This is a genomic window from Acinetobacter sp. NBRC 100985 (assembly GCF_000241225.1).
Taxonomy (GTDB): domain Bacteria; phylum Pseudomonadota; class Gammaproteobacteria; order Pseudomonadales; family Moraxellaceae; genus Acinetobacter; species Acinetobacter venetianus.
In genome coordinates this window covers 40806-55133 of sequence record NZ_BAEB01000018.1, presented here as the reverse complement: position 1 = coordinate 55133, position 14328 = coordinate 40806, and the positions used below count along the sequence as shown (strand labels likewise).

The 14328-nt window shown below is 34.2% G+C and carries 13 protein-coding genes; all 13 read left to right on the top strand.

Annotation, left to right across the window (positions count from 1 at the left end; genetic code table 11):
• The first annotated feature begins 54 nt into the window (after positions 1-54).
• The 13 genes from ACT4_RS05475 (at position 55) to ACT4_RS05425 (ending at position 14287) form a co-directional block, all read left to right on the top strand.
• Complete coding sequence (locus ACT4_RS05475) at positions 55-285, top strand: AlpA family transcriptional regulator (protein ID WP_034604654.1); 231 nt, start codon at positions 55-57, stop codon at positions 283-285.
• Positions 286-344: 59 nt separating this feature from the next.
• A complete protein-coding gene (locus tag ACT4_RS05470; protein WP_007480381.1) occupies positions 345-935 on the top strand; it encodes a bifunctional 2-polyprenyl-6-hydroxyphenol methylase/3-demethylubiquinol 3-O-methyltransferase UbiG in 591 nt (196 codons plus the stop codon).
• A gap of 3 nt (positions 936-938) precedes the next feature.
• Entirely contained in the window at positions 939-1949 is a 1011-nt protein-coding gene (locus tag ACT4_RS05465) for an HNH endonuclease (RefSeq protein WP_034604651.1), read from the top strand.
• Positions 1950-2045: 96 nt separating this feature from the next.
• On the top strand, positions 2046-2963 hold the full coding sequence (locus ACT4_RS05460; protein WP_007480377.1) for a GIY-YIG nuclease family protein: 918 nt from the start codon (positions 2046-2048) through the stop codon (positions 2961-2963).
• 132 nt (positions 2964-3095) lie between these two features.
• Positions 3096-5039, top strand: coding sequence for a DUF262 domain-containing protein (locus ACT4_RS05455; protein ID WP_007480375.1), 1944 nt, complete (start codon positions 3096-3098; stop codon positions 5037-5039).
• A gap of 239 nt (positions 5040-5278) precedes the next feature.
• On the top strand, positions 5279-5872 hold the full coding sequence (locus tag ACT4_RS05450) for a restriction endonuclease subunit S (RefSeq protein WP_007480372.1): 594 nt from the start codon (positions 5279-5281) through the stop codon (positions 5870-5872).
• A 28-nt stretch (positions 5873-5900) separates the two neighbouring features.
• Positions 5901-8138 (top strand): class I SAM-dependent DNA methyltransferase, encoded by a 2238-nt coding sequence (locus ACT4_RS05445; protein WP_007480369.1) that lies wholly within the window; start codon positions 5901-5903, stop codon positions 8136-8138.
• Positions 8135-9475: a restriction endonuclease subunit S gene (locus ACT4_RS05440; protein WP_007480366.1), complete on the top strand. Its 1341-nt coding sequence runs from the start codon at positions 8135-8137 to the stop codon at positions 9473-9475. The genes ACT4_RS05445 and ACT4_RS05440 overlap by 4 nt, the downstream gene beginning before the upstream one ends.
• Before the next feature lie 34 nt (positions 9476-9509).
• Positions 9510-11402: a DEAD/DEAH box helicase family protein gene (locus ACT4_RS17480; protein ID WP_007480364.1), complete on the top strand. Its 1893-nt coding sequence runs from the start codon at positions 9510-9512 to the stop codon at positions 11400-11402.
• Positions 11403-11455: 53 nt separating this feature from the next.
• Entirely contained in the window at positions 11456-12562 is a 1107-nt protein-coding gene (locus ACT4_RS17475; protein ID WP_007480363.1) for a type I restriction endonuclease subunit R, read from the top strand.
• Between the two features lie 120 nt (positions 12563-12682).
• Positions 12683-13189, top strand: coding sequence for a hypothetical protein (locus tag ACT4_RS17470; protein ID WP_007480362.1), 507 nt, complete (start codon positions 12683-12685; stop codon positions 13187-13189).
• The gene (locus ACT4_RS17465) at positions 13186-13788 is read left to right on the top strand and encodes an ImmA/IrrE family metallo-endopeptidase (protein WP_007480361.1); all 603 of its coding nucleotides are present in this window, start codon (positions 13186-13188) and stop codon (positions 13786-13788) included. The genes ACT4_RS17470 and ACT4_RS17465 overlap by 4 nt, the downstream gene beginning before the upstream one ends.
• Entirely contained in the window at positions 13781-14287 is a 507-nt protein-coding gene (locus ACT4_RS05425) for a DUF4411 family protein (protein ID WP_007480360.1), read from the top strand. Before ACT4_RS17465 ends, ACT4_RS05425 begins: the two co-directional genes overlap by 8 nt.
• Positions 14288-14328: the final 41 nt, after the last annotated feature.

Genomic DNA, 14328 nt, shown 5'->3' with positions numbered 1-14328 from the left:
GCTCTATTATTTGAGCGAAATTGCGCTCGCATCATTGATTGGGAGAAAAACATCATGAATGCGTTCACAGGTCAAACTTTTCAGATGAATCAAATCATTAACATCAAGCATGTTGTTGAATTTACTGCTCTAAGCAAATCAAAAATCTATGAGATGATCAATAAGAAATCAAAGTATTATGATCCGGAATTTCCTCAGCCGATACGGTTAACAGAGATGCGTATCGGTTGGTCTGCTTGGGAAATCCATCAGTGGATTGAGTCTAAGATGGAAGAACGAGAGTAATGGGAGCTTTTGCTCCCTTATTTTTTTGGTAGAATCGAAAAAAATTACTCATGTTATAAATGAAACAAACTTTAGATTATTACGATATAAATGCATTAGGGTTCTTCGAGTCTACATTCAAAGTAGATATGGAGAGCCTATATCAACCATTTTTATGCTATCTATCAGATAAGGCTTTTATACTTGATTTAGGTTGTGGTTCAGGTAGGGATACCTTGGCTTTTAAGAATAAAGGTTATCAGGTAGCAGCAACAGATTATTCAAAAGAACTGGTTGATAAGGCAAGTCAATTCACTGGAATCGATGTGCGTTTTGAAAGCTTCTATGAGTTGTCTGAGCTAAATCAGTATGATGGTATTTGGGCATGTGCTTCACTATTACATTGTGAAAGAAAAAGCTTGCCTGAGGTACTGGAAAAAATATTAAAAGCATTAAAAGTTAATGGTATCTGCTATATGTCATTTAAATATGGTACGGGAGACCGTTACAAGGATGGAAGAAAATTTACAGATATAGATGAATCACAGGCACAGAACTTATTAAAAAAATTTGATAATATTTTACTGTTACAACAATGGATTACCATTGATAAGCGTCCCGATCATCATGAAGATTGGCTGAATATCGTATTTCAAAAAAAAATTGAATAAATAATGTCAGTATCTATACCTACACCGCAGCAGCAACTCAGGTTTCTGAAACAGATCCAGCAAATTTTACATTCAGGAAGTTTTTCTTCCACTTATAAATTTGCTTTGTTGATGAGTCTTTCCCGCTTAGCAATTGAACAGGGAAGTGATACTGGAGAAAACTTAACCTTAGAATATCTGGATATTGCAGAAAAATTTATAGATTTATACTGGAAGCAGACACTGCCATTTCACTTTAATGAAAATGACCCATTTCTATTACAACAGAATAATGGCAAGCAGGCAGGAATTATTAGCTTAATTCACACTGCCCAACAACGTTATAAATCCCTTGCCTTAGCCAGACGAGATCATGTGTACTGGTTGCAATTGAAAAAGAAAGTGGCAGATATCATAAAGAAAATGCCTGTAACCTACCTGCAAAATTTGAAAGGTCAAAATATTGAGTTTTTATATCATTTAGAAGATTCTCGACAACAACTCATACTTTTGCCAAATGTCATGTATTGCTTGCGTCAATTTAGTGAAATTATTGAAGAACTATGCCAGAAAAAATGGGTTGATTTTGTCAGGTTAAATAAAGGGAATTTATTGGTTTTAGATGGTTTACCTGATCTGGCAACATTCATGTTTGAGCCAAGCCGAAATCAGCTTCGACAAGTAGGGGAGTTCCTAGTTGACCTACAGGCATGTAAATGTTTCTACTGTCAAAAGCCAATTAAACAAAATCAATGGGCTGTTGATCATTTCATACCTTGGGTGATGTACCCAGCAGATACAGGTCATAATTTTGTGCTTGCAGATGAAAAATGCAATTCAGCTAAAAGTGATTTTTTAGCATCAGCAGAGTTTTTGTTGCAGTGGCAAGAACGAAACCAGAACTTTGATAGCATCATTACAGATGAGTTATCAAAGTTTGGTTTTCTGACAAATATTGAAAGATCACATAGTGTTGCTAATTGGGCATATCAGCAGGCTAATGAGAATGGGTATTTGTTGTGGGGTTTAATGTAAAAGCTGTGTTTAGTGATAATCTTACGATTTGATAAAAATAAGTAAGAAATATTTTAGATTGATTGGTTTGTAACCATCTTGATTGGAAAGGAAAGAATGCAAAAACGTGGTCGTCAAATCCGTCTGTTTTATGTTGATGGACAACATAATGGTATTGTTAGAGCTGAGCTAATGAATTGGACTGGCTATGTATATGCAGCACCGAGAGCAAGCTTAAAACAACTTCTTGAAAAAGAAGATGCGCATGGTTCTGGAATTTATTTTCTTATCAGTAAGTCTCAGGAGCTTGAAGGCAAATACAATGTTTATGTTGGAGAAACCGTCAATGGAATTCAGAGAATGCAACATCATGACTATAATAAAGATTTCTGGGATACTGTCATTTTAGTCCAATGTAAGGATACGACACTAACTAAAACTCATTGTGCGTATTTAGAATATCAGGTTTATAAATTTATTAAAGAAAAAACACTCTATCAAATTGAAAATAAACAAGAATTAAAAAGCTATGCAGGTAGATTATCAGATGCTGATATTTCTGATATGGATACTTTTTTAGATAACTTAAGTTTTGTGTTACCTGCATTAGGGGTCAACTTACTTACGCCTGTGGTAAAAATTTCAAGTCAGTTAAATACCCAATTGGCTACTACTATAGATGAAGCAATAGAGGCAGAATTTTTTGTTTTAAGTCGTGATAAAAAAGTAGATGGAAAAGCTTATATAAAAGAAGGAATTTTCTATGTGAGACAAGGTTCTATTGGTAAGGAACAGCAGACCTCATCTCAACATAATTTCATTATCAATCAACGTCAATCTTTGATAGATAAAGGTATGATCCGAGTGGTCGATGATAAAATTGAGTTTACTCAAGATGTATCTTTTACAAGTACTTCGACACCTGCTGCAATATTATTTGGCCGTCCAACATCAGGACCATCTACTTGGAAGCTTTTAGGTCAGCCTCAAACAAGTTATAAGGATTGGGAAGAAATTCAGATGAATTCCCACTAGTCGGTGTGACAAGATATATTTTTACTTTTAGATTGGTAAAATATGCTTAAATAATTGATATATTATTAATTTTTTGTTTTTTTAAAGAGCTTAAATCAATATAATTGTTTTTATTTTATCCAGCTTTTTCGCATGTTAGAAAATCATTTCGTTACCCAGCTTTTAACTTTATCAGAGATTTTTACAAATAATTTTTTTCAAATTCCTGATTATCAAAGGGGATATGCTTGGGATGAAAAGCAGATAGATGAATTATTGAAAGATATTGATCATCTTCTTTTAGATACTTCTGCTGTGAGGCACTATACTGGTACGCTTGTTTTATCGCAGATCAAAGGTCCGTCTAATCAATATCATATTGTAGATGGACAACAACGTTTAACAACTCTAGTTATCTTTTTAAAATGTATTTCACTTTTTTCAGGTGAAGAATTAAAAAAAAGTATTACCACCAAATATCTAAAACGAGGTGCAATAGGAAATGACCAATTTGCATTAAAGTTAAATACGGACACTCGGAAATTTTTTGAAAAAGTAGTATTGGCTGATGCTAATTTGGAAAATTGCCCAATTACATTAGAGTCACATGAGCGGCTATTAAACGCTCATAATTTGATTGTCAAATGGTTATCTCAACAGACTTCTTCAGGAGTTTCTATTGAGCAGATTCTAAATATTTTAGAAAATAGATTAGGATTTTTAGTTTACTCACCTGTAGAAGATGCCGAAACAGGTATCATGTTTGAAGTTATTAATAACAGAGGTAAACAACTCAGCGAATTAGAAAAAGTTAAAAATTATTTAATTTATTGTTCTATTAAGCTCTCAGCCTTGTCATTAAGAGATGAAATTACAGATCATTGGTCGGATATTTTACAATCATTAAATAAAGCCAAGAAAACATCACCAAGTGAAGAAAGTTCTTTTTTAAGATACTGTTTAGTCGTATTTTTTAAAATGAATAAAACTGATAGTCAGTATGGGTATGATGTTCTTAAGGATAGAATAAAAATAGATCAATGTTTGCAGTCAAGTGAAAATAAAAATCAAATAATAACCAAACTTCAAGAATTTGTTCAGTTTTTAAAATTAGCTGCAAAGTGGTACGAACACCTTTATGCTCCTAATTATGTTGGTTTAGACAAGACCATAAAGCCACTCATTGAAAACATTAGAGCCCAAAATGTCCATGCTTCAATCATGCCTTTATTCCTAGCATTGGTACTAAAAAATAAAGGAAAAGGAGATGTACTTGAACGGCATTTACAATTGTTAGAAACGTTAAATTTTCGAGTCTACATTGCTAATGGTATGACATCGAGAAAAGATAAAGGACAAGGTGATTTATACCAATATGCCAGTAAATATTACTACGGCAACTTATTAAAGCACTGTGTTTCTGATGATGAGAGGAGTATCGGCAAGGTGGAACTCATCAACGATGATCAAGCACTAGAATATTTATTGGTAAGTTTTACTCAAAATCTTGCGCATGATGGTTGGTTTGAAGCCTCATTTGATTTAGATGGTAAAAGTTCTTTTGATTTTTATAATTGGCGAGGTATTCGTTATTTCTTAATGAACTATGAATCCTCTCTACAACCGAATAAAACGATTAATATCGATAAGATTTTAAAGAGTAGATCATCGGGAAAAACAAATGATTACTTGTCTATAGAACACTTGTGGGCAACACAGAATCGAAATTTTGATGGTCAGAATTGTAGAGAAATTGACAATTATCAAAAAAGAAGACTTGGAAATTTCGTTTTACTGGAACTTCGATTAAATATTCAAGGTAATGATGATGACATTTGGATTAAAGCAGATCGATATCTTGAAGGGTTTGAACAGGAAGCCCCAACAGATTTATATCATGTACGACTAGCAGGAAAAAGTGTTTGGAAAACCGTTAAAGCTATGAGTGATGTTAAGAAAACTATTAATTATTATTCTGATTTTTATAATGAAATTATTAATGAACAAGAAGAACGTTATATCAAATTCGCAATGAAAAGATGGTCTTTAAAGGGTTATATAGGTTATAAAAAATATCAAGAAGAATTAGAAAATTAAAATAATAAATTTTGCAGTACATGAAAAAGTGCAAAAAATTTGCATTAGTAAGGTTAATATCGTATAGTGATTTCATGCAGTTAGAGCTTGCACTTTTTGCTCTACTGCATGATTTGAAAAGTTGGGATTTGGCGATCAGATAACTTTTCAAAACAAAATCCACTATCACAGGAGACTTTGTTAAGCAGATTATATCTGAAAAATAACAAAGTACTCCAAGTTTATTAAAAGGAAAGACTATGGAGACGAAATTAAAAAATATTGCTGAGATTTATACAGGGTTTACACAACGCCCCCTTGAGAAACCAGCAGTGACTTTTGATGTCAAAGCAATTCAAATTAAAGATTTATCCAAAGATCAAGTAGTTATTTCAGAAAATCAATGGTCAGAACTTGAATGGGCTTACGACTCAAGACCTCAATTTTTGAAATATAACTCGATTATTGTGGTCGCTCGTGGAGAGCCAAAAGCCTATGTATTCAAAGGTAATGAATCAGATCAAGTTGTTGTAAGTAATCAATTTATCGTCGTGAATTTGAATGTTGATAACATAAAACCCGAATTTTTAGCTTGGTACTTTAATCATTCACAAGCAATGCGATCTTATTTTGAAATGAATAGTCGAGGATCATTGCTGATGATGCTCAGTATTTCGACCTTAAAAGAAGCGGAAATAGTTATTCCTTCTATGTTTCAACAAGAAGAGATTCTTCGACTTGCCGAAGAAGCACACAATGAAGCTTTAATATTCAAACAATTGACAGCTTTAAGAGCCGAATACAATCAAGCGAAGAGCGAACAAATTTTAGTGCAAGCCAAAGTGGCGCAATAAACCGAATTTTTGAATTGGAGAAATGAAAATGACAAATGAAGTAAATCAACACTCACAACATGGCAAAATTGTAGGATTAGTCTGGAGTATCGCCAACATTATTCGTGGCCCTTATCGTCCACCGCAGTATCGTCGTGTGATGTTGCCATTAATTGTATTAGGCCGTTTTGATGCAATTCTTGCACCGTATGCAGATGAAATGAAAGCATGCTATGAAAAAGCTGTGGCGAATTTGCAAGACAAAAACCCAAATGTCTTTTTACAAAAGCAGTTGAGCCAAATTGCGGATAAAAATCGTAAACAAAATCTTTATAACATCAGTGGTTTTAATCTACAAAAACTGTTGGATGATCCAGATCAATTTACGGCAAATTTAACAAAGTATATTGATGGTTTTTCACCTAAAGCAAAGGATATTTTTGCCAAGTTTGAATTTGCTAAAGAAATTGAAAAACTTGATGATGCAAACCGCCTATATAAAGTCTTCCAAGAGTTCCGTAATGGTTTGGTAGAGTCAGGTTTAAGCCTTGCGCCTAGTAGCGTGAGTAATCTACAAATGGGCTACCTATTTGAAGAGTTAGTACGTAAGTTTAATGAACAGGCAAATGAGGAAGCAGGGGATCACTTTACGCCTCGTGAAGTGATTGAGCTGATGGTGAATTTAATCTTTGAAGAAGATCAGGATGAGCTTATTAAAGCAGGTGTGCACCGTAGTATTTATGATCCTACGGCGGGTACGGGCGGGATGTTGTCTGAATCAGAAAAATTTCTTAAGAAATACAATGACAAGATTAGCCTTGATATGTATGGACAAGAGTATAACCCTGAGTCATACGCCATCTGTTGTTCTGACTTGTTGATAAAAGATGAACCTGCTGAAAACATTGTGTATGGTGATACGCTTGGTGTGAAAAATGCCAAGGAAAAAGATGGTTATGTTCCGCGTGATGGTCATGCAGATAAAGACTTTCACTATATGTTCTCAAATCCTCCTTTTGGTGTGGAATGGAAAAACCAAAAAGAGTTTATTGATGAGGAAGAGAAGCAAGGCTTTTCAGGTCGCTTTGGTGCAGGCCTGCCACGTATCAATGATGGATCATTATTGTTCGCTCAACACATGATTTCTAAAATGAAGCCTTCGCCTGAAAATGGTGGGGAAGGCTCACGTATTGCTGTGGTATTTAATGGTTCACCATTATTTACAGGTGATGCAGGCAGTGGTGAAAGTAATATTCGTCGTTGGATTATTGAAAATGACTGGCTTGAAGCGATTATCGCTTTGCCTGATCAGATGTTCTATAACACAGGTATTTATACTTATGTTTGGATTATTTCGAATAAAAAGTCTGAGCAGCGTAAAGGTAAGGTACAGCTTATTGATGGTACGGCGCATTATCAGAAAATGGCGAAAAGCTTAGGTAACAAGCGCCATGAGTTATCTAAAGACCATATTGCTGAACTGACTAAGTTCTATTCGAAATTTAAAGATCAAGACACCAGTGCAATGATTCAAACCAAAGCTGGTGAAGCGAAGGTATGTTCGAAGATTTTCAATAATCAAGACTTTGGTTATTTGAAGCTGACTGTAGAACGCCCTTTACGGTTGAATTTTACAATATCTGCTGAGCGTATTGCTTTGTTAGATGATCAATCTGCCTTTGAAAACTTGGCAAAGAGTAAGAAAGTCAAAGATACTGCTGAAATTGCAAAGGAAGAAGTAGCAGGTCGCTTGCAGCAAGAAGAAATTAAACAGGTACTTACAGAAAAAATTTCTGATCAAGTTTGGAAAAATCGTGATACTTTCTTAAAAGTACTTGATCCAATTCTAAAAGGATTAAGCTTTAAAGTTGGCGCACCTGTGAAGAAAGCGATTTTGGAAGCATTGTCTGAACGTGATCAGACTGCGGATGTATGCAAAGACAGTAAAGGGAATATTGAACCAGATACGCAATTGCGTGATACAGAACTTGTTTCATTCCCTGACAATTTGACTTTACCTTTGACTGTGAATTATGACAAAGAGCCTGACTTATCTGAGTTATTGCCATTAGTTACAGCGCATTGTGAAGCTTATTTAAAAGCGGAAGTTTTACCGCATGTGGCTGATGCGTGGATTGATTATAGTAAAACTAAAGTCGGTTATGAGATTCCAATCAACCGTCATTTCTACGTGTATGAGCCACCACGTCCATTAGAGGAAATTAAGTCTGAGATTGTTCAGCTTGAGCAGGAGATTATGCAGATGTTAGGAGGTTTGTCTGCATGAGTCAGTTACCACGTTACGAAAGTTATAAGGATAGTGGCGTGCAATGGTTAGGGGAAATCCCTAGCCATTGGGCTGTTGTACGATTAGATCAAGGTTGTGAAATTGTTAGAGGTAATACAGGATTTTCTAAAGCTGATTTATTAGAAGAGGGGCAATACGTAGCATTGCAATATGGTAAAACTTATAAAGTAGATGAAATAAATAATACTTTTTCTTCTTATGTAAATGAAGAGTTTTATAAGTTGAGTCAAATTGCAATGTATGGTGATACGGTTCTTATCTCAACTTCGGAAACGATAGAGGATTTAGGTCATTCATGTTTTTATGCCCGTCAAGATATTGGTCTAATAGGTGGTGAACAGTTTTTACTAAAAGTTAATCAGGAAGAACAATTAGGCAAGTATCTGTATTATTTATCAAAAGCATTTTCTGGTTATCTGCGTAAATATGCTACGGGCACAAAAGTTTATAGATTTAATACAGATCATCTTAAAAAAATTTATATTCCACAAATACCATTTAACGAGCAAAAAGTTATTGCAGATTTTTTAGATAAACGCCTTGCCCAAGTTGATGCTTTAATCGCTAAACAAGAAACTTTATTGGAAAAATTAGCTGAACAACGTATAGCTTTGATTTCTCATGCGGTGACGAAGGGTTTAAATTCTGATGTGGAGATGAAAGAAAGTGGTATTGGTTGGTTTAAGCAAATACCTAAATCTTGGGGTGTAAAACAATTAAAGTTTGTTATTACTAAAATTCAAACGGGGTCTACTCCTCCTAGTGCTGTCCCTGAATATTATAGTAGTGATGATATTATTTGGTATGGACCTGCTGATTTTACAGATGAAAATTATATTTTAAATGACTCTGTTAAAAAGATCAGTGCATTAGCATTAGAGGATAAAGTTGTAAAACCAATGCCGAAAGGATCGATTATGATGATTGGTATTGGCGCTACTTTAGGAAAAGTAGCGATTACTAATGTTGATTGTACAACCAATCAGCAAATTAACTCCTTGATTCCTATCGAAGGTGTGAATGCTAAGTATTTGATGTATCAATTAAATTCTTTGAGAGATATAGTCAAACTATTATCTAGTGCTTCAACTTTAGGCATTATTAATCAGGAAAAAACGAAATGTTTGAAAATCATTGTGCCAAGTCTAAATGATCAAAATGAAATTGTTGAATTTTTAGATAAAGAGCTTAATGAAATTTCAGAGGTTAAAAACTTAGTTGAACAAACCATTAATAAGTTAAAAGAATATCGCTCAACTTTAATCACGCAAGTGGTTACGGGTAAGATCGATGTTCGAAATCTACATGTAAACTAAAAAACATTGGGTCATATTTTTTTGGGGAAATGCCATGCATAGTGAATATTATTTTGAGCAAGCCATTGAACACAGCTTAACAACTGTTGGAGGCTATGTAAAAGGCAACCCGAAAGACTATGATCCAAGAATTGCTTTGTTTCCCAAAGATGTCGTTGCCTTTATTCAGAAAACGCAACCGAAAACTTGGGAGAAAATTCATAGCTCCTGTAAAGACGAAACAGAAAATCGTATTGTCAATGATTTAGCACATGCCTTAGATACCGAAGGTGCATTATCGGTTTTACGTCAAGGCTTTAAATGCTTTGGTAAAAAAATCAAAATGGCGTACTTTGCACCCAATACCAGCATCAATAAAACCACCCAAGAACAATACGATGCCAATGTACTCAAATGTACACGTCAGCTTCATACAGAATTTAATGAAATTCCAGATATGGTGCTTTCACTCAATGGTATTCCACTGATTACGCTTGAACTTAAAAATGAGTTTTCAGCATCAGGTTGGAATGTTGAAGATGCAAAAATTCAATTTAAGAAAGATCGCAATGCCAAAGGACGCTTATTTGACTTTAAAAAACGTACCTTGGTTCATTTTGCAGTAGATACCTGTGAAGTTTATATGACCACGAAGTTGGATGGCGAAAATACCTTTTTTCTACCTTTCAACAAGGGCTATTTAAATGGAAAAGGTAATCCACCTGTAGAAGGCGATGTACGCACGCACTATCTGTGGACTGAAACTTTAGTTCGTCATAGCTTTATGGAAATCTTTGCTCGATATATGCATTTGAGTGTAGAAACCAAAAAGATTAGAACTGATACTGGCTTTAGATATATAGAAAAAGAAACCATGATTTTCCCACGCTACCATCAATTAGATGCTGTGCGTAAACTCACAAAACACAGTAAAGCCAGTGGTTCAGGTCATAACTACTTAATTCAGCATTCAGCAGGTTCAGGCAAGTCAAATACCATTGCTTGGCTCGCACATCAATTGGCATCGATGCATAATGCAGATGATCAGAAAATTTTTAATTCCATTATTGTGATTACTGACCGTATTGTATTGGATCGTCAGTTACAAGAAACAATTGCACAGTTTGAGCATAAAGATGGTGTGGTACAAAAGATTGATGAGAACACCTTACAGCTCACCAATGCCTTAGCTTCGAATGTACCTATCATTATTACTACTATCCAAAAATTCCCATACATCATGCAATCTATTCGTACCCAAGCGAAAAAAGGTATTAAGGTTGATTTGAGTACAGAAGGAAAGCGTTTCGCTGTTATTGTCGATGAAGCTCACAGTTCCCAAAGTGGTGAAACAGCAATGGAGCTACGCAAAATTCTAAATAAAGATGGGATTGAGTCTGCAATTGCTCAAGAGTTCTTAGATGATGGTGATGAGGATGAAAGTGAACTTACTGATGACGTGAAAAAGCATTTATTTGCAGAAGCGTCAAAACGTAGTCGCCAGCCTAACTTAAGTTTCTTTGCCTTTACTGCTACACCAAAATGGAAAACGCTTGCTTGCTTTGATGAAGCAGGCGATAACGGAGAAGCTCCATTTCATCATTACAGTATGAAACAGGCAATTCAGGAAGGCTTTATTTTAGATGTATTGGCAAACTATACAACTTATGGACAATATTTTAAATTAATCAAAATTGCTGATAGTGATCCAGAACTTGCAAAAAATAAAACCAAAGCTTTAATGGCTCGTTTTGTTTCCATGCATCCAAGTGTGATTGCACAGAAAGTAGAAATCATTATCGAGCATTTTAGAACAGTCACGATGCATCGAATTGGTGGTCGTGCCAAAGCTATGGTTGTTACAAACTCTCGTGAACAAGCTGTACGCTACAAGCTTGCTTTTGATGAGTATATTAAAGAAAAAAATATACAGGGATTAAGTCCTTAGTCGCTTTTTCAGGGAAACTAGAGGTTGATGGTACTGAATATACAGAACCTAAAATGAATGGTTTTAAAGAAACTGAATTACCTGATCAATTCGATACAGATGATTATCAAGTACTTTTAGTCGCTGAAAAATATCAAACAGGATTTGACCAACCTTTGCTACACACCATGTTTGTAGATAAGAAGCTATCAGGAATTCAAGCGGTACAAACCTTATCGCGTTTGAACCGTTGTGCTTATGGTAAAGAAGATACTTTTGTATTGGACTTTGTGAATACACATGAAGACATTTATAAAGCATTTAAGCCATTTTACGAGCGGACTAAACTTGGCGATATTCCAAATGAGCAAAAATTGAATGAGCTTGGGCATACATTGGATCAATGGAAGTTTTACTTTGAAGCTGATTTAATTGAGTTTGCAAATATTTGGTTTAAGGATAGAAGTAAGCTAACAGGGCATGAACATAAGCAGTTGAACAGTATTATTGATAGTGCTGTTGATAAATATAAGAAAATTCATTCTGATGATCTTGTGCATCAACAAGAGCAACAAAAGCTATTTAAAAGCCAATTACAAAGTTATTTAAATTTATATCTGTTTGTCTCGCAAATCATGGACTTTACAGATTCAGAACATGAGCAACGATATGCGTATTTAAAGGCTTTACTACAAAAGTTGCCTAAAGGCTCTAAGGAAAATGAAGTTGATTTATCTAAAATTGTTGAACTTCAATTTTATCGATTGCAGAAAATAAGCGAAAATAGTATCGATTTAGGACATGGCGAAGCGAATGCCTTGAAAGGTTCAACGGATGTGGGAACAGGGCAGGCAGAATCTACGGATACTGTATCGCATCTGATTGATGAGTTGAATGAGGCGTTCGGTACAGACTTTACAGTAGCTGATCAATTGTTCTTTGATCAGGTTGAGCAAGCAGCTATTGAAAATGAAGAAATTGTACAAGCAGTGAACGCAAATTCTTTAGACAGTTTTACAGAGTACTTATCTGGAAAGTTGATTGATCTGTTTCTTGTTCGACTTGCAGGAAATGAGGAAGTCTGTAATAAGGTTATGAGTACAGATGAGTTGCGTAAAAAAGTTGCTAAGCGATTGGCGAAGCATATTTATACACGAACTAAAACGAAGACTTCAAAATAGTTCTTATTAAAATTTCACGTCAAATTGTGCCGTGCTGTTATGAATGTTTATAGACAGTATTGCACAGTTAATTTATGTTAGCATAAGACAAGGTCAAATGGGCATAGAGGAGGGAATGTAATGTCAATGCGTATCGACACTAACACATTGAATTATTATGTTCAAAATGCCCAAATTTCTTTGAGTGTTTTAAGAACAAAAATTAATAATTTAGATCAATTTTTAAGTGGAGAAAAGCAGCCAACTTTTAATCAATTATCGGAAATAGCAAAAAAAATTAATGTTCCGACAGGTCTTTTATTACTGAATAAAACTATTGATATTGACATTAAACGATTGGACTTCAGGACACTTGAGTCAGATTCAATCGATGAAGCAAGTGAAGAGTTAAGAGATACCATTGCAGAAATGGAGGTCAAACAGGAATTTTTGAAGAATGAAATTACTGAAACTTTAGATTTTGTGGGTCAATTCTCTATTGATTCCAATTTTCTAGAGGTAGCTAAACAAATACGTAATAAGCTAGAAATTCCTTTGTTTTTCCATAATCAAGCGGATAATCCATTAAATTATCTACGTGATAAGATTAATGGTATAGGCGTATTTGTTTTTTTAATGGTAAAGTGAAAGACAATACACATCGTCCTCTAAGTGTGAAAGAATTTCGAGGGTTTGTATTACTTGACCATAAAGCACCTATAATTTTTATTAATCAGAAAGATACTAAGAATGGTCAACTCTTTACATTAGTGCATGAGTTAGTGCATATTTTTGTAGGTACTGAAGAAATATTTAACATTGTAGATGCTGGCGATTACCAATTTGATCGAACTGAAGCATTTATAAATAAAGTAACAGCAGAAATTTTAGTTCCTCAAGAGATTTTCTTACAGCTTAATTCAACCGATAGTAATTTTTTAGCTAGAAAATTTAAAGTCAGTGAATTTGTAATTGTAAGAAGACTATTAGACTTAAATAAGATTACACGTGAAGAATACCTGAATCGTACTAGAGACCTAAAGGAAAACCTTGAACGTTTTTTACCAAATGAATCTAATGGTGGAAGTTATACTAATAATATTAGATTTAGAGTTGATAATAGATTTTTCAAATATGTAATGAATGCAGTAAATCATGATCGTATTTCATATACAGATGCATTTAATATTGTAGGTATCGGTTTTAAAGGATATAAAATTTTGATGAATAGAGGTGGCAATGACTAAGTATTTATTGGACACTAATATTTATATCAATTTTTATGAAAGATATTATCAATTTGATTTTTTTCCAAGTTTTTGGGAGAAAATTAAAGTCATCATCAATTCACAAGTAGTACTTCCAGATATTGTTGTTAATGAACATTATCAAGATGAAAGTTTTAAAAAATGGCTTGAAGAAAACTTTACAGGAGCGTCTTGTAAATACAAAGATTATGCTGATTTATGGGCTGAAGTTATCCAACATATTGCAACTCATGACTGTTATAGTGAGAAAGCCTTAACAAATGACAAAAGTTGGACACATGAAAAAATAGCAGATGGATGGTTGATCGCAATTGCAAAGAAAGATAATTTAGTGATTGTAACAAGTGAAACGAAAAATATTAGTTTAAATAAAAATCAACCTTCACAAAGCCCAAAAGTTCCTGATATTGCAAATGATCTTGGTGTTCGCTGTATAGACATGAATACTTTTTTTAAAGAAATCCGATTAATAATCTAATTTTACATCAACTAGCTGATATATAAATCAAATTCTATGTA

Bases quoted from the DNA above. Each gene is read 5' to 3' on its own strand.
- ACT4_RS05445 (WP_007480369.1), top strand. From the start codon at position 5,901: ATGACAAATGAAGTAAATCAACACTCACAACATGGCAAAATTGTAGGA.
- ACT4_RS05440 (WP_007480366.1), top strand. From the start codon at position 8,135: ATGAGTCAGTTACCACGTTACGAAAGTTATAAGGATAGTGGCGTGCAA.
- ACT4_RS17475 (WP_007480363.1), top strand. From the start codon at position 11,456: ATGAATGGTTTTAAAGAAACTGAATTACCTGATCAATTCGATACAGAT.
- ACT4_RS05455 (WP_007480375.1), top strand. From the start codon at position 3,096: ATGTTAGAAAATCATTTCGTTACCCAGCTTTTAACTTTATCAGAGATT.
- ACT4_RS05460 (WP_007480377.1), top strand. From the start codon at position 2,046: ATGCAAAAACGTGGTCGTCAAATCCGTCTGTTTTATGTTGATGGACAA.
- ACT4_RS05425 (WP_007480360.1), top strand. From the start codon at position 13,781: ATGACTAAGTATTTATTGGACACTAATATTTATATCAATTTTTATGAA.
- ACT4_RS17480 (WP_007480364.1), top strand. From the start codon at position 9,510: ATGCATAGTGAATATTATTTTGAGCAAGCCATTGAACACAGCTTAACA.
- ACT4_RS17470 (WP_007480362.1), top strand. From the start codon at position 12,683: ATGTCAATGCGTATCGACACTAACACATTGAATTATTATGTTCAAAAT.
- ACT4_RS05475 (WP_034604654.1), top strand. From the start codon at position 55: ATGAATGCGTTCACAGGTCAAACTTTTCAGATGAATCAAATCATTAAC.
- ACT4_RS05470 (WP_007480381.1), top strand. From the start codon at position 345: ATGAAACAAACTTTAGATTATTACGATATAAATGCATTAGGGTTCTTC.
- ACT4_RS05465 (WP_034604651.1), top strand. From the start codon at position 939: ATGTCAGTATCTATACCTACACCGCAGCAGCAACTCAGGTTTCTGAAA.
- ACT4_RS05450 (WP_007480372.1), top strand. From the start codon at position 5,279: ATGGAGACGAAATTAAAAAATATTGCTGAGATTTATACAGGGTTTACA.